This is a genomic window from Bradyrhizobium sp. LTSP849, from assembly GCF_000938255.1.
GTDB lineage: Bacteria > Pseudomonadota > Alphaproteobacteria > Rhizobiales > Xanthobacteraceae > Bradyrhizobium.
Genome location: NZ_JYMR01000055.1, coordinates 44,045 through 62,553, shown reverse-complemented (window position 1 = coordinate 62,553; position 18,509 = coordinate 44,045). Strand labels below are relative to the sequence as shown.

Here is an 18,509-nt window from a genome sequence, read left to right as displayed (position 1 = left end):
CCAGTATTGCGTGAACTGCAAAAAGCAATAGCGACACCAAGGAATGCACGATGAGACTCACCGTTAAAGCGAAACTGGCTGGCGCCTTTGGCGTCGTGATCATCCTGTCGGCGATCACAGGAGGGCTGGCCTACACGAAGCTTACCCAGCTCGCCGATACGTCGGACCTTCTGGTCAATCGTTCCGCGCGCCTCGAGAAGGCCGGCGAGTTGCAGAACTTCATCCTGGAGCAGGCAAGGGCCGACCGGGACATCATCATAGCGTCAACCGACGCGGAGATGCAGAAGGTGGTCGACGAGATCAAGCAGCATCGGCAGGAGGCGACGCGCCTTCGAGAGGACATGTATGCCGGCGCCGTGGGCGAGACCGGCAAGCGAATGATCGAGAAGTTTGCGTCGGCCTATGAAAAGATGAACCTCGCAGAGGATTCGATCATCAAATTCGCGCTGATGAATTCGAACAACCGAGGCGCCCAGCTCTGGTCTTCCGATGGTCAACCGGTGTTGAAGGATTGGAACGACGCGATCGATGCCCTGTCTGCCGAAGTGAGCCACATGCCGATTTCGATCGAGCGCGCTAACGCGCTGATGGCGCTCCAGACCATCAGGCTCGAAGGCGTCCGAGCCCAACGGCAAGTCGTGCTGTCATTCTCAGTGTCCAGCATGGACGATCTGAGTGCTGGGATGAAGGTCATGGACGAGCGCCTGACGGCGCTTCGGAACGCCATGCAGCAGTCCAATGCTCCCCTGGCGGCGGCCGGGTTTACTCCGACGGCCCTCGCGACACAGACTGAACGGCTTGTGAAGATCACGAGCCAGGTCGCGGATATCGTCAAGGAAGGCGGCAATATCCGTGCTGGCGTTATCGCCGCGACCGAGGGCAGAGCCAATACGGTCGAGGCGATCAATACGTCCGCCGCCTATATCGGTTACTTGAAGAAGACGATGTCCGATCTGGCGGAGGAGTCCGCGAGCGACGCGGCTCGCGCAAAGCTCATATTGATCAGCATCATTATTGTATCGCTCCTGGCGGCTGTTGGCTCCGCGATCTGGATCGCGGTGAATATCAGCCGCGGTCTTTCCCGTGCCGTCGGCCTTGCCAACGCGGTCGGCATCGGCGACCTCAGCCAGAAGATAGATGTTTCCAGCAATGACGAGGTCGGCGATCTGGTCAGGGCGCTCAACGGTATGACGGTGAATCTGAATGCCACCGCCGCTCTCGCGAATGAGATCGCGCACGGTAATCTCATGGTCGAGGCCAAGCCGCTGTCGGACAAGGATACTCTGGGCCTCGCGCTCGAGCGCATGGTTGAAAAGCTTCGGCAGATCGTATCTGAAGCCCTGACCGCGGCGCAGAACGTTTCCGCCGGCAGCCAGGAGCTTTCAGCGAGCGCCGAGCAGCTCTCGCAGGGCGCGACCGAGCAGGCCTCGTCCGCGGAAGAAGCCTCCTCTTCGATGGAAGAAATGGCATCGAACGTGAAGCAGAACGCCGACAATGCCAACCAGACCGAGAAGATTGCCGCGCAGTCCGCCAAGGACGCTGAAGCCAGCGGTGCCGCGGTCGGGCGCGCCGTCAACGCGATGCAGACCATCGCCGAGAAGATCACCATCGTGCAGGAAATCGCGCGGCAGACCGACCTGCTTGCCCTCAACGCCGCGGTCGAGGCTGCGCGCGCCGGCGAGCACGGCAAGGGCTTTGCGGTGGTCGCATCCGAAGTGCGCAAGCTTGCCGAGCGCAGCCAGGCTGCCGCCGCCGAGATCGGCACGCTCTCGGTCGAAACCGTGAAGGTGGCGCAGGAAGCGGGTTCCATGCTTGGGAAACTCGTCCCGGACATCAAGAAGACCGCCGAACTGGTTGAGGAGATCACCGCGGCCTGCCGCGAGCAGGACGTCGGCTCGGCCCAGATCAACCAGGCGATCCAGCAGCTCGACAAGGTCGGCCAGCAGAACGCCAGCGCGTCTGAGCAGGTGTCCTCGACCTCGGAAGAGCTCGCCTCTCAGGCCGAGCAGTTGCAGTCGACGATCGCCTATTTCCGCATCGAATCCGGCGCGAAGGGCCACGCGGCCGCGCCGATCGATCGGGCAGTCAATCAGTTGCGCACCAAAGCCGCGCATATGGCAGCGGCCGAACGTCCAGTCAAAAGGCCCCAGGCGAGGCCAGCGCGCGCCATGAAGGCTGCCGGTGGTGGCGGTTTCGCATTCGAGATGAACGACGGCGAGGACGATCGGGATGCCGATTTCCAGCGCTAGGATTTTGAGGCGTCGGTTCGCCCTTTGTGGGCGGGCCGATGTGTCTTCGGTCGTTGTGTAGCAGAGTAGGAATCAGGATGGCCCGTCTGGCCCGATATGCGATGCAGGTGGCCGTTGCCGGCCGGGGCAGGCAGTCATGATGCCTGCCGTGCAGGATACAGCCGTGCATTTGTCGGACCGTCACTTCCGGACCATCGCCGAGCTGATCGAGGGCCAGGTCGGCATCAAGCTGCCGCAGGGCAAGCGGCTGATGCTGGAAGGACGGTTGCACAAGCGCGTGCGTGCGCTGAATTTTTCCGACCTCAACGAGTATGTCGACAATCTGTTCGAGGCCGATCATTTCGACACCGAGCTGACCCATCTCATCGACGTGGTGACGACCAACAAGACCGATTTCTTCCGCGAGCCGCAACACTTCATCTTCATGCGGGACGTCGCGGTCCCGGCGCTGCTCAAGCTGCACGGACGCAGGAACGCGAACCTGAAAGTCTGGAGCTCGGCGAGCTCCACCGGCATGGAGGCCTATACGACAGCCATGGTGCTGGACGACATGACGCACAGCGGATCGCGGTTTCAGTTCCGGATCCTTGGGACCGACATCTCGACCGCGGTGCTGCGCCTCGCCAGGACCGCGATCTACACTCGCGATGTGCTGGCGCCGGTGCCGGAGCACTTCGTGAAGAGATATTTCCTGTCGTCGCGGGACAGGTCGCGCGGCGAGGTGCGGGTGACGCCGGAATTGCGGCGGATGACGCATTTCATGCGGATGAACCTCATGGACGCGTCCTATCCCGTCGACCGCGACGTCGACATCATCTTCTGCCGCAACGTGCTGATCTATTTCGAGCGCGAGACGCAGCGCAAGGTGATCGAGCAATTGTGCAACCATTTGCGACCGGGCGGCTATCTGCTGGTCGGACATTCGGAATCGATGATTCACAGTGCCGTTCCGGGTTTGAAGCAAGTTCAACCAACCATTTTCCAAGTCTGATTGGAGCGCCACCCAAAATGCCGAAGGAGAAAGTTCGCGTGCTGATCGTGGACGATTCGGCGTCGGTGCGCCAAATCCTCCAGACCATCCTCAATGACGATCCCGACATCGAAGTGATGGGGACCGCGTCCGATCCGTTCGTGGCGGCGCGGCGTCTCCAGGACGAACTCCCCGACGTCATGATCCTCGACCTCGAGATGCCGCGCATGGACGGCATGACCTTCCTGCGCAAGATCATGGCGCAGCGCCCGATCCCCGTGATCATCTGCTCCTCGTTGACCGAGGAAGGCTCGAACGTGATGTTCGAGGCATTCGAGGCGGGCGCCGTCGATATCGTGCCCAAGCCGAAGATCGACACACGACAGGCGCTGCTCGAATGTTCGACACGGCTGCGCGAATCCGTGAAGTCGGCAGCGCGCGCGCGTGTGCGTCCGCGCACGGAGCGGCGGGTGATCGAGAAGAAGCTGACCGCCGACGCCATCATCCCGCCGCCGGTGCAGGGCAAGGTCCGGCCGACGACGGAACGCATCGTGTGCATCGGTGCATCGACGGGGGGAACGGAAGCGCTCAACGACGTCCTCGATATGCTGCCGGCGCATTGTCCTCCCATCCTGATCGTCCAGCACATGCCCGCAGGCTTTACCGCCGCCTTCGCCAGACGTCTCGACAGCGTCTGCCAGATCCGGGTCAAGGAGGCCGAGGACGGCGAGCCGGTGCTGCCGGGCTGGGCCTATATCGCGCCGGGCGCCCGTCACATGCTGCTCCAGCGCATCGGTCTGCGCTATCAGATCGCGATCAAGGACGGCCCGCCGGTGTCGCGGCATCGTCCGTCGGTCGATGTGCTGTTCCGCTCGGCCGCCCAGCATGCCGGCGCCAACGCGCTCGGCGTCATCATGACCGGGATGGGCGATGACGGTGCACGCGGGATGCTGGAGATGCGCAAGCTCGGCGCCTCGACGCGGGCGCAGGACGAAGAAAGCTGCGTCGTGTTCGGCATGCCCAAGGAAGCCATCGCCCATGGCGGCGTCGAGAAGGTGGTTTCGCTGCAGCACATCCCGCGCGAGATCATGTTCTGGTATCAGGCCGGGCCTGCCGCGGTGGCGGGCTGATCGCAATGTCCGCGATTCCAGCCAACACGTTCACTGATGCGATCGTCGCGATCGAGGACGTCTCGTCGCGTATCGAGGACGTCTTTGCGCGCGTCGGCAATCAGCTCGGTCGTGGCCACATCATCTTTAAGGAGCTGAATCAGGGTCTCGCTCATCTCTCCGAGGAACTCTCCGGCGCGGAGATCGAGGGAGCCGCGACCGCGTTGCAGGAGATCGCGGCGCGGTTGAGCGAGCTGGCGCGGGCGCTGCCAGCCGAGAGCGCCTTGCTCACGACGATCGGCAAGAGCACGGCAGAAGCGTCCTCGCTGCTCAAGCCGCTGTTCAAGCATATCCAGATGATCACCATCATCGCGCGCAGCGCGCGAATCGAGGCAGCTTCGCTCGACGGTGATCGCGAGGGCTTTCTCGCCTTCACGCAGGAGGCTTACGATCTCGGTAAGGCCGTGCAGGGTTCGATCGAAGGCTGCGCGCGGGACCAGCAGCGCCTGTCCGAGGCGGTCGCCACCGCATCCGGCCGGCAAAAGGAGTTCGAGAGCCGCTACGGGAGTCAACTTGTTTCGGAGAGCGCCGAGCTCGGCGCTGCCTATTCCGGCCTGCGCGATCAGCGCGGCAAGAGCAGCCATCTCGCCGATCTCGCGAGCGGCAGCACGAAGAAGATCGCCGAGGCGGTCGGCAGCGCGATTATTTCCTTGCAGGCCGGCGACAGCACCCGTCAACGCCTCGAACATGTCTGTCATGGCCTGCGCCTGTCATCCGGATCGGGGCCGAGTCTCGTGCCCGAACCGGTCGCAAGCGATGATGGCGCGCGCGCGATCTGCCGGTTGCAGGCAGCCCAGCTCCGGGACGCCCAGCGCGAGTTCGGTGGCGACATCGGTCAGATCATCCGGGTGCTGTCGGCCATCCTAAATGATGCAAGCAGTGTCGTGGGTCACGGCCGCTCGCTGTTCGGCGGCGATGAGGGCGGTTCGTCATCGTTCCTTGCCCGCATCAAGCATACGCTGGCGCAGGCCTCGACCCTGATCGCCACCTGCGAGAGCGCGGGCCGCGCGGTCGACGAGGCACTGGCGATCGTCGAGGATACGCTGGCGAAATTTCGTCAGGCCATCGCGGGTCTTGCCGAGGCCACGGTCGACATTACGCTGATCGGCATGAATGCCGGCCTCAAGGCCAGCCATCTCGGCAGTCGCGGCAGCGCCTTCGTCGTCATCGCCAACGAGCTCAAGGCGACCGCCGATCAGGTCTCGGCTGGCGCCGGGCGCTTGAGGCCCGTGCTTGACGGCATCGAGCGTTCGGCCAACAAGTTGAAGGAACTCCGCGTCCAGGGTGATCCCACCCAGCTCGCCAATCTCGAGCCACAGATCCTCCAGGCGCTGCGCGAGGTCGAGGCCGGTAACGAACGGCTTGGCAGGCTGATGAGCCGGCTTGTCGATGAAGGCGCGGAGTTCGAAGGCCTGATGAATTCGGCGCAAGGCCTGATGAGCTCGCTCGGCGAGAGCTCTGCAACGCTGCCTACGGTTGCCGCGCGCCTTGAGACTGCAAGCGCGGGCGCGCATCGGCCGCAGTCGCAGGACGAGGCCATGCTCGACGCTCTCTTTGCGCGCTACACGATGGAGCGTGAGCGCGACGTCCACCGGGAATTCCTGCAAGCCCTCGGGCTGGTGTCGACTGCCGCCGCGCGCCGGGTCGAGGCGGTCGAGCCTGCGGACGACGGCATAGAACTGTTCTGACGTCGCCGCCGGCGTCGCGCGTGCGACGAAGGCAATTTGACGAATTGGCTTTGCGAGGCGTTAACCGTGGCGGAACGCGCGCCATATCGGTCATTGTGGCGCCCCAGAGTTGGACGCAAATACGTTTGAATTTCACGACGGATGTTTTTCATGCTGAGAGACGGGAAATACGCTGCCTGGTTCAGGACCCCGCGTGGTCAGGGCACCGGCCTCGTAGATTTAACCGAGGGGCGGATCTCGGGCCGCGATGGCTTCTTCACTTATGGCGGCTCCTACCAGGTCGATCAGCAGCGCTTCACGGCCGTCCTGACCGTGAAACGGCATGCCGAGGGCAATCCGAGCGTGTTCGGTCCAGACGAGGTCGAGGTCAATCTTACGGGTGTGTGCAGCGGCGCGGTGGCGACCTGCTCGGGGACGGCGAGGGAAGTGCCTGATATCAAGTTCGAGGCGACGCTGATCTACAGCCAGGAAGATGCGCCGGCAGCCGACGCCAAATGCGCGGTGGTGAAGCTCAATGCCGACAAATTGCCCAAAGGATTGGACAGCCGGTCGCGGCCGCACCATTCGTTCGCACCTCCCAAGCCGTCCGCCTAGCTTCTTAGCTTTGCATTGACGCTGTTGCAGCGAAGGCGGGCCGCGGCAGCATCGCACAAACAAAGCTTTTAGACATCAAAACTTAGTCTGCGGCCGAACAAGTGTGGTGGAAAGAAAATGCCTCAGATCTGGATGACATATGACGAACTCGGCACGCTCTGTGATTGCAGCAGCGGTGACGCCAGGTTGCGAGCCATTCATCTGTCGCTTGACCGTAAAAAAAGTCGCGACGGCGCAACGCGTGTCAAACTGGACCTCGCGCTGACGGCCAAATTTTTCGCGTCGGTCCGCGAGTCGGATTTCGACCTCGATAGCGCCATCGAGGCGCTTCAGGCCACCCATCGACAGATGGCGGAGCTCCTGACGCCAAATGAGGTCCATGGCAGGCGTGGGGTGGCCTAAGCCGCCGCGAAGACCGTCACCCTCAAGGGTCTGTGTCGCGGGAGCCGAGATTACCGCGATGATTGTCCCGAATCAGGCATAAATCTGCATCTGGAATTTCGGGCTCGCCCCGGGGTTCCAACCCGCACGGGCCTGAGAGCCTGCAGGAGGATGCGATGAGGAAAGCCAACTGTCTGGTTTGCGTAACATTGTGGGGGACGGCGCTGCTTGGCGGCCTGGTCATCGCGACCGCCGCACCGGCAAACGCAGAGGTCGTAAAGCTGCAGGCCGACCTCAAGGGCAGCAATGAGGTGCCCCCAAACAGCTCGTCCGGATCGGGCAAGGCAGAAGCGACCTTCGATACCGAGACAAAAACCCTGACCTACACGGTCACCTATGCGGGCCTGTCAGGTCCCGCGATGGGGGCACATTTCCACGGCCCCGTTGAAGCCGGCAAGAACGCCGGCATCGCACTGCCATTCAAGACCGTCCAAAGCCCGATCCAGGGCAATGCCACGCTCACGGACGCTCAGGCTGCGGATTTGCTCGCCGGAAAGTGGTACGCGAACATTCATACCGCGATGAATCCCGGCGGTGAACTTCGTGGGCAGATGATGAAGTAGAGGTGGGCGCTGGAAGCCAATTGAGGCGCCGCTATTTAGTCGCACTTTCCCCGAATAGATGCCGTCGAAATTGGCCTCGGAGCGCGGCATGAAGCAGTTTTTCCCCCTGGCGTTTGCCGCAGCTCTCTTTGTTCACACCGACGCCCGGGCCATGCTCCGAGACGCTTCGATCGAGCATGACCTTGGAGGGGTCAAGAAGTCATTCGAAGCCATAACGTTCTCCAAGAACGGTCAGGCGACCGATTTCAGAACAGCCCGCGCGGCCGCTCGTGACGCCGAAGCTCCACTGCGCTGACCGGTCGTCTGGTCGTTGAAATCACAGAGCGCAGTCAAGGCTGAAGCGCCAATAGGCGCTTATTGTTGACGACCAATTCCCAGCTCTTTCTGCAATTGCGGTGAGAGGCCCATCGCGCCCTCGGTTCGGCCCTGGCCAGTCCCCAAATTCCGAGATGATTGGGTCGAAGAGGGGGCCGTTGCAGCGGACGATCCTGTGGACGTGGTGGTCGAGCTGGACGAATTGGAGGTGGTCCCGGCGTAGCCGCTGCGCACACCGTTGGTGTAGGTGCCTTGAGCCGCTGCTGAGACGGTTGTGCCAACAAGTAGGGCGATAGCCAAGAGCAGATGACGCTTGCCGGTCATTGTTCCAAATCCTCGAAAAGCGGCACCTCGTGCGCGCCTGTGATGATCTGGCCTAGGATGGCGGTCTTGGCAAGAAGGCAAGAATGGTCTGAGCCAAAAGGACGCCCACGGTTCCGCCTGCCGCTTTTTCCAGCACATCCAGCAGAGCTGGATCCCGGTCGGGTGTTAGCGCTTGCAGGACTTCCAATCCTATTGCGACGGAAACCACAAGGCCGCATGCCAAGCCGAACCGCCCAGGCAGAAGAAAGGACAAGAGAAAGCCTAGCAATCCGTATGCGCTGAACCGCTCGACGACCACGATCCAGTAGGCTTCGGCGTGGCCCACAAGCACCGGTCTCCCTGTCAACTTCGCCACCGTGGCGTAGGCAATCAGGGCGAGGCAGAGGGTTGTGGCGGCTATGAGCGGGTTCCGAAGCATGCCCGCACAATACCCGAGACCACCAAGGGCTACCGAGAAACTTCTCGCTATCGTTAAACAGCAATCGCGTCTTGGTTCAACAAAGACGCGGATTGACGCTTGATGAGAATGGACGCGCCAAGTTTCCCCATCGTCCGCCCTGGTGGAGTCGGAGCAGGTACTTCGTCCAGAATCAGCCGCTGCGACGGCCGCTTGATGCGGCCCTCGGCATCTGTGCGACATTTCCGCCGCGGGAGCGGATCAGGAACTGGGGAGGCTGAGACGGCCGAGAGGAGCGGACGTAGGGCTCCCACTTAAGGTACCTCGTACGACGTCGATGCGAGACAGCCGACCGCGTCCAGTAGCCTGCAGCGAACGAAATTGCCACGATGCCAGCCAAAAGTAGGAGTTCGAACATGCTGAAGTACCACCATCGCGACGATTGCCTCTGCGATACCGCGGCTGCTCAACATTGATAAGGCAGATTTGCGGACTTCCTATGACCCGCGATCACATGAATTTGCCTGCAGGCCCCGGAACTTTAGATCATTCACACAACAGGATTGCGCGAGATATCGTGTCGAGCCTGTTCAAAAGGCAACTCGCTTGAGTCTGCGTCGGCGGCGCCGTGACCGCAGTTCGCGAATGCCGTAACCGACGGCAAATCCAGCCGCAAAAATAGTCAACAAGAGAAGCAGTGCCAACATGGCACCTATTGAAGCATTTGCCGTGCCATCTTCGGTTCAAGCGCCTGGCGCGTTCCGCGCGTGAAGACCTCAGGTATTTTTCTAAGCGACGAGCTCTACGTCCTGTGCGGCGCCCGCCGAAGCGGCCAAGTTGCGCTTCTCAAGAAGCTCGCTGAACTTCGCGAAGGGTAGCGGCGCGGCGACGAGATAGCCCTGGCCCTCTTCGACGCCGCACGAGATCAGCGCGCGGACCTGTTCCTCGGTCTCGACGCCTTCGGCGACGACCGTCATGTGAAAATCCCTGGCGAGCGCCACCAGCATCTCCACGATCGTGGTGGTCGAGGCGTCCACCGTGATGGTGTCGACGAAGAACTTGTCGATCTTGATCATGTTGGCACCGAGCCCTTTCAGCCGCGACAGCCCGCTGTGGCCGACGCCGACGTCATCGATGGCGACGCGGAAGCCGTAGTCGCGCAGCTCGCTCACCACGGCAGCAGCGCGCGCGAGATCATCGAGCTCGTCGCGCTCGGTCACCTCGACCACGATCTGCCGCGCGGAAACCCGTGCCGCGGCGACGGTGCTGCGGAGCGTTTCGACGAAGCCGGCGCTCAGGATGTGCTTGGGCACGACGTTGAACGAGAGCTTGAAATCCTTGTCGGCCTTGAGATGAGGCTGAAGGTCGGCCAGCGCGCGGCCGAGCAGCTGCCAGGTCATGGCTTCGATGCGTCCGCTGGATTCCGCCAGTGGAATGAAGTTCATCGGCGGGACCACCGAGCCGTCCTCGCGCAGCCAGCGCGCCAGAATCTCGCAGCCCCTGATCTCGCCGGTCCGAAGATCGAAGATCGGCTGGAAATAGGGCTTGAACTCGCCGCGCACGAGCGCACGATCGAGATCGGCGACGGGGCCCTCGATCCGCCGGGTCCGCGACAGGAGGAGACCGAACAGCGCGCCGAGCGCGAGCGAGACCGCCATTGCCGGCCAATAGGCCTCGCTGTTCCATGTCGACAGCACGGTCTTGTCGATGCGGATGACGGTGCGCAGCGGATAGCGCGCTGAGCTCTTTTCGAAATCGACCGGATGTGCCAGCGCCTTGTCGGCGTCGAGCATGAACTCGCCGAGCTGTGCGCCGTTTTTGAGCGCGAGCAGCACCTCGCCGTGGGCGCGCAACTCGGCCGGCATGATGTCGAACAGGCTGGAATTGATGCCGAGGATGGCAACCAGCGCCTTCTTGCCGTCGATGTCCCTGAGTACGCCGAGCGCGTCGCCGCCGAACTGCTCGACGCGAAACAGCATCAGCTTCGAATCGTGCGAGGCGAGCATGTCCGCGCGATCGACCCAGCCCTTGTCGAACTCGAGCGTTTCCGAATAGGCCGAGCAGATCACCGACCCGTCCGAATTGACGAGACGGATGTCCTTTACGGCGGAGCGCTGATAGACGTGGAGGCGGATCGCCTGGAGCGAGGCCGGGTCGCATGTGGCAAGCCCGCGGCCGGCCAACTCGTCGAGGCTCGCCGACGCAAAATCGACGGCGAATTCGGATCGGCGCAGTACGACTTCGGTCAGCTCGTCGAGCTGGCGTGCCTGCTGATCGTGGATGAATCGCGTCGCAGCGAAGTGACCGGCAAGCGCAAACGCCGCCATGCCCGCAAGCACGAGCGCCGCCAATGAGAGTTTCGGCCGTGCTGCTTTCATCCGGCCCGCGGAGGTTAAGAGAGGGTTACCCGAACTCTAACCTCGGAGGCGCTAAGATAGGGTTTAGACCGGCCTCCGGCCTTATCCGCGGTGCGTGAACCGGCGGACCGAATCGCCTCCTATTCGGAGGTGCGGTTAGCGGCGCAGACCCCGCCGCACCCGGATTTCGCTCAGTTGATAGCCGCCTGCATAGGCTCGATGGCCGATTGGGCGGGTGACCCAAAGGCGTAGTGCGACGAACGCAGCGTTAAGACCGAGCCAGATCGCTATTCCGAAAATGAAATAATGGGCCACGACGGAATCTCCGCCTTTTCAGCAAGTTCTCACCGGAATAACGCCGAATACGGTCGGCGGTTCCGCTCCAGACGCCCGGCGGCGGTTCGCTATGGGGCCGGTTAACCCTTCTTGCCGACCTTCGTCTTGAGCGACAGCCCGAGACGCAATGCCATGCGCTTGATCGCGTCAGGCGAGCGCCCGAGCTGCTTCGCCGCTTCTTCCAGCGACGTCGAAGACTTGGCCAGCTCCATGAGCCGGCGGTCTTCCTTGAATGACCAGGGCTTCCGCGCCATAACCGAAAAATTCCTCTCGCATCGACACAACGACAAAGCCGCCAAGCGGACCCATGTCGCTCGACGGCTTTGCTTGGGTGGGGCCGGGCCTTGGGGAAGCCCGGTGCGGAGATGGATATGCGATCGGTGAGACTTCGCAACAAACAACGCGGATTAAGCTAACCGCTCAACCTTACCGCGATGAAATCGGCGCGTAACGCTCCGTATAACCACGGGAATTTCATTCGCCGAGGCTATTCCGCGCGCCGATCGTTGCGTGGAGAAGCTCTGGGTCGCTTGAGAATCGAATAGCGAGGCGTCTCGTGCCTACCCTCTGACCTCGCGGCCAGCAGACATAGTGGCCACCATGAATTACTATGCTTTCACAATGACCGGACGAGCGCGATGCCCCGCCTAGAGATCGATTTCGGCGCTATGGTTGTGTTGGTCGTGGTGCTCCAAGCTTGGAGCGGACAGGGGCGGGCCAGCGACGAGGCATCAACGATGCCTCCGACCACCGATGACCAAACCAGCGATCTTGGCCCTTCGCCCGATAGTCTCCTTTCCCGCGAGGATTGGAAGCGCAGGATCGAGGAGGCGCGCAAGCGCGCCGCGCTGGCGCGGCGGGATTGGCAGCTCAATGCCCCGCTGCGCATGCTCGCGCCGGATCCGCCGGAGAAGATAGCCACCCAGCGTGTGCTGAGCGACGATACGCTGCAGCCTGGGGACATCGTCTCGACAGATAAGGGTCTATTTCTGTTTCGCGGCCGCTCTGGCGCCGATGGGCAGACTGCGGATTTCGTGCCGATAGCTCGGCGCTAGCTCGATTGCGCGACATTTATCTCTCCGTCGCGCTGATGCCTCGCAAATTCATGCCAGTCGATTCGAATCGAGTCGTCGCGCGCGAAATCGTGACTGTCGTATCAACGCTGGTTCAGAATTGATCCAATCATGATGCGTGGATGCAACATTGCCTCGGTGAATTGTCTTTCGATGAACTCCTTCGCCTCTCTCACGATGACGAGCGTCACGAGATCGTCGAATTCGTTCGGCTATGATCGTGCAAACAATCAACGCGAATACGCAGATGCTTCAAAAAGCCTGGGCAGCACTGCCTCTCACCAAGATCAGAGAACGGGCATTCGAAGCCGCTTTCTTCAGCGTTGCGCTGATTGCGATGGCAGGCTGGGTCTATTTCATCACGCTGTTGCTGGTGAGATTGATCCTGTGGTTCCTCAGCTGACTGCGAGCAGAGGATCGATGCTCAAGCAGATTGCTGCCCAAGATTTCTCACGCGTGACAGCGAAATCAGCAGCATTCATCATCATGTCGACACAACTGCACGATGAGAATGCTGTGTGTCTGGGAGAAGGAAACGTTCCACAAATGAAAAGACTTCCCAATGACGCCAGTCCTGATCGTAATCTTGATCTTCTTCGCCGGCTTCGGTGTCGGCTACGCCGCGCGCGCGTGGCGATCGCGCAAGCGCAAGCATATCCGCCAACTCTACGCACCCTATGGGCCCTCTTCATCCCGGCCGGCCACGCGGAGGGCATTCTGAGGATATACAACCGGAAGGGAGTCGATGTGCCTTGGTCGCAGCGCGTATGTAGACTGAGCGGATGGTGGAATGCCTCCGCGATGACCGAGGTAACCATGTCCGGTTAGGTTAAATCGGTGCCGCCGTTGTCCGCCGAGTTGATGGTGGCTACATTGCGCACGGATTTTGCAGGTCAATGATTGCCGCCATGTGCTGTTGAGTTGGGATTAGAGTTGATGATGTGGCTCGTTGCTTTCGTCGTACCGGTTGTGGGTGTGCCGCTGTTCGTCTGGGCCTATGGCCGCCGCCTCGACGCGCTAAGTGGTCCGTGGATCTCGAGAGAGGCAACGCGCCATGACTGATCTCAGGAATATGACTGATCTCAGGAATAACGCCCCGCGGCGATATTTCGTTGATGCAGGCGGACGGCGCGTTTTGATCGGGCTGACGCTTGAAGAGACCTTCGAGTTCGAACGGCTGGACAGCCAGCCGGTCGCCAATCTGGCAGAGTGCCAGGTCGTGCCCGACGAGAGCGTCCTGTGGCCCGTTGAGCAGCGTTGGCAAGAGCTGTACGCCAAGCACGAAGGCGCCTGGAAGGCATGGATGGCGCAAAACCGTGGTGAGCAGTCCACAGGCTTCAGCCTTTATTAACCATCCCGGACCCATTTTCTGGTCTGGCGCTTCCAACCGGAAAATGAACGCATGTTCCAGCTGTTCTTACGGGCCCGCACCCACAACTTCCTGAGAGGCCACAACCGGGCCGAGCAGGAGTTCCGTGCCCGTTCACCCGAGCGCGACGCCGAAACCGATCGGTCCCGCGTCGAGGCCATCATGATCGCGATCGAGGATGCCCTGCACGCGGCCGAGCGCGAGCAATCAGGCCTGAACGGCCGGGTCGAGGACGTGCTGGCGCGAGCCGCCGTGACGTTTGGCAATGGCGATGACGAATATCTCGAGCGCGAGGACCTGGATAATCACCACCAGGATCTGTTCGACAAGGAGATCCTGAACGGCCAGCGGAGGCTCAAGGAGCTGGGCTCCTCGATCGCTCACTTCAAGTTTCTGAAGGCAGCAATGCTGAGCCGGTTTCCGGAGTTCAGGCCGCCGGTTAGCACCAACTAGGCTGCACTGCAGCCATCAAATCCCTGCAGCAATCGACACTCTGACGAACGGGGCAACTCGCGTCCAATCGCAGGCAGCATGCTTGCGCCTTAGTATTCAAGAACGCGCTCGGGAAATGCGGGATTCGCAAACCGGGCATATGTGCGAACCCGACCGTAGGAGTAATTAGGTTCGTCCCGGGTTCGGGGATCAAAAGAGTAGGAATATGACTGCTCGAGCGACCGATGTCGCACACGGACCACGATGGGGCAGCCGCAGCGTGGACCGCAATAGGGATTGGGACCGCGGTCGATATAGGGGATGCTCGTCGCGTGGCGAGCGGCGATTGGCGGGACGGCGTAGTCGGCCGCGAAAGACGGCGAGGCGACAGCCGTCAGGCTTGACGCAGCGGCGAGAAGTGCAAGAAGAGATCGCATAGCTGTATTTCCCCAATTGGGACAATCTTAAACGTTCTTGCTGCAACGAGCAAGTTGGGTCTTGGACAGCCGGGCATCGTGCAACAAACAAACAAGGTTCTAGCTACGTAGCGCGCCCAGAAAGGGGGCGTCGACCGCCTGTACGGCTTCCTCCAGGAAGGATTTGCCCTGCTTGGAGGCTCGCCGGTAGGCCTGAACGAGCGTCGCCTTCAATTCCGGGCGTCGCGTCAAGATCAGCCGCACATCGCCTCGCGCGAGCTCTGCCAGCTCCAGATCGAAAAGGGCATCAGCAGAGGTTGCGGTATAAAGCCGCAACGGCATCAGACGAGCGTCATTTGCCCCTGTAATGTAGGCCATCTTGAGCGCGCCGACCACGGTTGGACCATTGGGGTCACGCCGGGTTTCGAGAAGAGCCAACGTCAGCCATAACTCGGCGTCGTAGGGCTTGACGGATAGCGCCGATATGGCGCGCGATCGGGCATGATCGCTATCCGCAGAGGCCTTCCCGTCCCGAATGGCATGGAGTGCTTCGATCAGGGCGTGGTTGTTTTCGAGGTCCGACCTGAAGAAGGGAATGCCACCGGGCCAGCTTGGAGCTTCACCAAGCTGTGCCGGCGCCTTGGGATCGGCAGGCAAGACTGGCCGTGCCGCGGCAGCCAATTCCGCGGCGCCAGAGAGCAAGCCGTAGCATCCTACAAGCAGTGCCAGGGCAATCAGACTGATCCGGAAGAGCATGGACGAACTCATCGTCGAGCACAGTGTGCTCAAAGCGCCAAAAGACTATGCCCTTGAATAGTCAATAACGTCAAATTGCCCGTTGCATACGCGCCGGTGTCGATGTTGACCCGGTTAGGACGGATGTCGGGCTCCTGAACCGGCGTGTGTCCATGGACGACGTATTTGCCGAAATGAGCCTCGCTTCGCAGAAACTCATCCCGGATCCAAAGCAGGTCGTGCTCTTGCTGGCGCGCCAGTGGAACGCCTGGTCTGACGCCGGCATGGACGAAGAAGAAATCCCCGCAAACGAACCGAGCACGTAAACCTTCAAAGAATCTATGCTGATGAAGCGGAATCCTTGCTGAGAGTTCCTGGATGAGTTCGGCTTGTTCGGCCGCGCTGGGATTGAGCGAGGGCTTCAGGCCGTAGGATGTCAGAGTCTGGAGGCCGCCGAACTGCTTCCATTGATCGAACTGGGCAGGGTCTTTCAGGACATCCAGCAGAAATTCCTCATGGTTGCCCTTGAGAAACACCGACTCATGCTTGCGACCTCGCTCGATCAACAGCTCGACGGTGCGGCATGAGTCCGGGCCGCGATCGATGTAGTCGCCGAGAAAGACATGGATCGGACGCATCGACCCGATGGTCGTAAGATCCTTGTCGATGACCGTAAACATCTGCTGGAGAAGGTTTGCGCATCCATGGATGTCGCTGATCGCGTAAACGCGGATGCCATCCGGCAACCTAGGCTTTAGCTTTTGCGTCTTCGAACGGGGCCATTTGATCATAACGACTTGGAGACCTGTAATCCCGGCAGGTAGTACGATTCGGATAACTCGTGCGTAGCCCCATGGTACACAGATTCAGTAGGTAATTATGTGCAAATGATCCTGTTCATCGCAATAATGGTGGGATCGGAGAGGCTGGAGCTGCGACCGACAATCCGGTCGGACCTCCGCCAGCGTCGGGGTTCAGGCTGGCACTAGGCCAGCTTGCTCGTCGTGTTGGACGCGGGTGGCCCCCACATCGGGGCAGGCGACGGCGAGCCACGCCGCAACCGGCGTTTCTCTCATGTGCGCCCGGCGACAACTACACCATTACCAGGTGATCGCGGATCCACGTGGCGTCATGCTTCAGATCGGCGAGCTGTTGGGTGGTAGCTTCTTCGACCATTGCGATCGAGGCCGTATGTGTCGCGGCGTCTACCACATACCCTCCATACTGCTGATAAGCTCTAGCTACTGCTAACCCTTCTGGGGTGAGTCCCGCGTGCTCAATATCCAAATTACTTGGTAGGGCGAAGTGCGATCCCACGGCGATCGTACCAGTGTAGGCACTGACGCTGTTGCCGTCTGCAGATACGGCCGGGAAGACAAACTGATCAAGTTGGCTGGTGCCTGCCTTCAATTGCGTCGGATCTAGCTCGATCGCCATGGCGTGGTTGATCGAAAGGCTGTTCAACTCGTCGGTCGTAATGAGGCCGCCGAGAAGAGACGCGCCCGACGCCCGGATTCCGGCGCCGGCACCGGGTGCGGTCCCCCATCCGGTGCCGTTCAGGTCGCCCTCAACGAGGTAGCTTGCGTGCCAGGTCTGGCTCGCCGAATCGTAGCTGGCTTTCCACGCCTCCCAATAGTGGATGCCATCAGGATCGGTAAAGACGGCCCAACCATCGCTGCCATGCGTCGGCGTCAAATCAGTCGGTGTCGAAAGCTGGAGCGTGCCGTGGGACGAAAAACCTCCGCCCACTGTCGCTTGGTTCAGGACGTCAAATGTCCACTTCATGTGGGGCGCGTCTGTCGGCGTGCTAAAGAAGAGGTCCGCCGACTGGACCCAGGTGTTGGCGAGACTCGTACTTCTGAATTGCAGATTCTGGATCGCGCTCGGATCGGAGTACTGGACGTTCATCTGGCTGATCGGGGTGTTCCAGGCGCTGTCCGTGGAAAAGAAGTGGTGCCCGGAAAGCTCGAAGTCCTGCTGATGAGATATCAGGTCGGCCTTGCTGACTCCCGAAAACGTCAGCGTGTTGCCGTTCCCGTCGTCAATGACGGCGCCGGCGGCGGTGTCGGTGGTATGGCTCTGCAACATGTCAGACACGCTAGTGAACACGGTCGAGTCGATTTCGACATGATCGCTGCTGAAATCGAACGAGGAGATCGTGTCGTGACCAAAGCCGAAGTTGAACACCAGCGTCTCGGCGCCGGTGCTGGTGAAGCTCTCGTTGGCGCCGCTCGAATAGACGGTTTGGGTGTGGGTGCCGTCGAGAGCGATCTGGTCCTTGGACTTGAGAAAGCCGGTGGCGTCATACACGTCATGCTCGGTGACGTAGGGCGTTCCCGCGGCGTTCGTCAGGAAAACGTCCTTGCTGTTATCGGCGTGAAGCACGGTCTCCGTGGAAAGTGTGGCTTGGCCGTTCACCACCGTATACAGCTTGGCGTCGGAGATGTCGGCCGATCCGGGGGCATTCTTCAAGACGTCGCTGCTCAGGACAGCGTGACCCGAGGCATTCGTATAGGTTCGCGTGTCCGTGCTGCCGTCCGTGCCGATGGTTACCTCTGATTTGAGAATGCCGGTCGTATCGAAATAGTCGTTCGTCTTGGTGCCGTCCCCACCCAGCGTGTAGGTCGAGTCGAGGGTGCCGTCGGCGTGCGTGCGTGCTGTGCTGATGAGCACGCTCGCGGCGTTGTAGACATCGTGCTCGGCGACATAGGTCTTGCCGGCGATGTTGGACAGATACACGTCCTTGCTCTTGTCGGCGTGCACGACGGTCTCGCTGGTGAGAACGCCGTTGGTATAGGCGAGTGTGTCCGAGGAACCGTCTGCCTTCACGACGACGCTGGACGCCAGCAGACTGCCGCTGGCGTTGTATTGAAGGGACGTCTTTGTGCCGTCTGCGGCCAGGGTGTAGGTGTAGTCGACAGTTCCGTCAGCGTGAGTGCGGACCGCATTGATAAGTGTGCCCGCGGCATTGTAGACGTCGTGCTCGGCGACATAGGTCTTGCCGGTGACATTGGTGAGATAGATGTCTTTGCTCTTGTCGGCGTGCACGGCCGTCTCGTTGGTGAGAACGCCGTTGGTATA

19 protein-coding genes and 1 pseudogene are annotated in these 18,509 nt (G+C 61.0%); 14 read left to right on the top strand and 6 right to left on the bottom strand.

Going from position 1 to position 18,509, the window contains the following annotated elements; genetic code table 11:
* Window positions 1-50: 50 nt before the first annotated feature.
* The 8 genes from UB31_RS36305 (at window position 51) to UB31_RS36270 (ending at window position 7,969) form a co-directional block, all read left to right on the top strand.
* Entirely contained in the window at window positions 51-2,249 is a 2,199-nt protein-coding gene (locus tag UB31_RS36305; RefSeq protein ID WP_045014333.1) for a HAMP domain-containing methyl-accepting chemotaxis protein, read from the top strand.
* A gap of 136 nt (window positions 2,250-2,385) precedes the next feature.
* Window positions 2,386-3,240 (top strand): CheR family methyltransferase, encoded by an 855-nt coding sequence (locus tag UB31_RS36300; protein WP_045014332.1) that lies wholly within the window; start codon window positions 2,386-2,388, stop codon window positions 3,238-3,240.
* A 17-nt stretch (window positions 3,241-3,257) separates the two neighbouring features.
* Window positions 3,258-4,349, top strand: a complete 1,092-nt coding sequence (locus tag UB31_RS36295) for a protein-glutamate methylesterase/protein-glutamine glutaminase (RefSeq protein ID WP_044999590.1) — start codon at window positions 3,258-3,260, stop codon at window positions 4,347-4,349.
* 5 nt (window positions 4,350-4,354) lie between these two features.
* Window positions 4,355-6,076 carry a hypothetical protein gene (locus UB31_RS36290; protein ID WP_045014331.1) on the top strand — a complete coding sequence of 574 codons (1,722 nt, stop codon included), beginning with the start codon at window positions 4,355-4,357 and terminating at the stop codon, window positions 6,074-6,076.
* A gap of 150 nt (window positions 6,077-6,226) precedes the next feature.
* Complete coding sequence (locus UB31_RS36285) at window positions 6,227-6,670, top strand: hypothetical protein (protein ID WP_045014434.1); 444 nt, start codon at window positions 6,227-6,229, stop codon at window positions 6,668-6,670.
* Between the two features lie 117 nt (window positions 6,671-6,787).
* Window positions 6,788-7,072 carry a hypothetical protein gene (locus UB31_RS36280; protein ID WP_045014330.1) on the top strand — a complete coding sequence of 95 codons (285 nt, stop codon included), beginning with the start codon at window positions 6,788-6,790 and terminating at the stop codon, window positions 7,070-7,072.
* A gap of 155 nt (window positions 7,073-7,227) precedes the next feature.
* Window positions 7,228-7,674 carry a CHRD domain-containing protein gene (locus UB31_RS36275; RefSeq protein WP_082078752.1) on the top strand — a complete coding sequence of 149 codons (447 nt, stop codon included), beginning with the start codon at window positions 7,228-7,230 and terminating at the stop codon, window positions 7,672-7,674.
* A gap of 88 nt (window positions 7,675-7,762) precedes the next feature.
* On the top strand, window positions 7,763-7,969 hold the full coding sequence (locus UB31_RS36270; RefSeq protein ID WP_044999583.1) for a hypothetical protein: 207 nt from the start codon (window positions 7,763-7,765) through the stop codon (window positions 7,967-7,969).
* Between the two features lie 396 nt (window positions 7,970-8,365).
* On the opposite strand, the gene UB31_RS36265 is transcribed toward UB31_RS36270, so the two are convergent.
* The 3 genes from UB31_RS36265 to UB31_RS42360 all read right to left on the bottom strand — a co-directional run bounded on the left by UB31_RS36265 (window position 8,366) and on the right by UB31_RS42360 (window position 11,657).
* Window positions 8,366-8,638 (bottom strand): VanZ family protein, encoded by a 273-nt coding sequence (locus UB31_RS36265; RefSeq protein ID WP_245306129.1) that lies wholly within the window; start codon window positions 8,636-8,638, stop codon window positions 8,366-8,368.
* A gap of 860 nt (window positions 8,639-9,498) precedes the next feature.
* Window positions 9,499-11,088 carry an EAL domain-containing protein gene (locus UB31_RS36260; RefSeq protein WP_045014327.1) on the bottom strand — a complete coding sequence of 530 codons (1,590 nt, stop codon included), beginning with the start codon at window positions 11,086-11,088 and terminating at the stop codon, window positions 9,499-9,501.
* A 395-nt stretch (window positions 11,089-11,483) separates the two neighbouring features.
* On the bottom strand, window positions 11,484-11,657 hold the full coding sequence (locus UB31_RS42360) for a hypothetical protein (RefSeq protein WP_197087084.1): 174 nt from the start codon (window positions 11,655-11,657) through the stop codon (window positions 11,484-11,486).
* A 384-nt stretch (window positions 11,658-12,041) separates the two neighbouring features.
* Between UB31_RS42360 and UB31_RS36255 the strand changes: the two genes are divergently transcribed.
* The 6 genes from UB31_RS36255 to UB31_RS36240 all read left to right on the top strand — a co-directional run bounded on the left by UB31_RS36255 (window position 12,042) and on the right by UB31_RS36240 (window position 14,298).
* Window positions 12,042-12,458: a hypothetical protein gene (locus tag UB31_RS36255; protein ID WP_050044927.1), complete on the top strand. Its 417-nt coding sequence runs from the start codon at window positions 12,042-12,044 to the stop codon at window positions 12,456-12,458.
* Between the two features lie 265 nt (window positions 12,459-12,723).
* Complete coding sequence (locus UB31_RS42355) at window positions 12,724-12,879, top strand: hypothetical protein (protein ID WP_197087083.1); 156 nt, start codon at window positions 12,724-12,726, stop codon at window positions 12,877-12,879.
* 17 nt (window positions 12,880-12,896) lie between these two features.
* Window positions 12,897-13,304, top strand: coding sequence for a hypothetical protein (locus UB31_RS41900; protein ID WP_156175725.1), 408 nt, complete (start codon window positions 12,897-12,899; stop codon window positions 13,302-13,304).
* A 108-nt stretch (window positions 13,305-13,412) separates the two neighbouring features.
* Entirely contained in the window at window positions 13,413-13,538 is a 126-nt protein-coding gene (locus UB31_RS42905; protein ID WP_283806105.1) for a hypothetical protein, read from the top strand.
* Window positions 13,531-13,827, top strand: a complete 297-nt coding sequence (locus UB31_RS36245; protein ID WP_245306128.1) for a hypothetical protein — start codon at window positions 13,531-13,533, stop codon at window positions 13,825-13,827. The genes UB31_RS42905 and UB31_RS36245 overlap by 8 nt, the downstream gene beginning before the upstream one ends.
* 51 nt (window positions 13,828-13,878) lie before the next feature.
* Window positions 13,879-14,298, top strand: a complete 420-nt coding sequence (locus UB31_RS36240) for a hypothetical protein (protein WP_045014326.1) — start codon at window positions 13,879-13,881, stop codon at window positions 14,296-14,298.
* Window positions 14,299-14,813: 515 nt separating this feature from the next.
* Here the strand turns inward: UB31_RS36240 and UB31_RS36235 are convergent.
* The 3 genes and pseudogenes from UB31_RS36235 to UB31_RS36225 form a co-directional block, all read right to left on the bottom strand.
* Entirely contained in the window at window positions 14,814-15,449 is a 636-nt protein-coding gene (locus tag UB31_RS36235) for a hypothetical protein (protein ID WP_045014325.1), read from the bottom strand.
* 29 nt (window positions 15,450-15,478) lie between these two features.
* Window positions 15,479-16,219, bottom strand: coding sequence for a metallophosphoesterase family protein (locus UB31_RS36230; protein ID WP_045014324.1), 741 nt, complete (start codon window positions 16,217-16,219; stop codon window positions 15,479-15,481).
* 301 nt (window positions 16,220-16,520) lie between these two features.
* Window positions 16,521-18,509, bottom strand: a pseudogene (locus UB31_RS36225) (hypothetical protein); the annotation flags it as partial.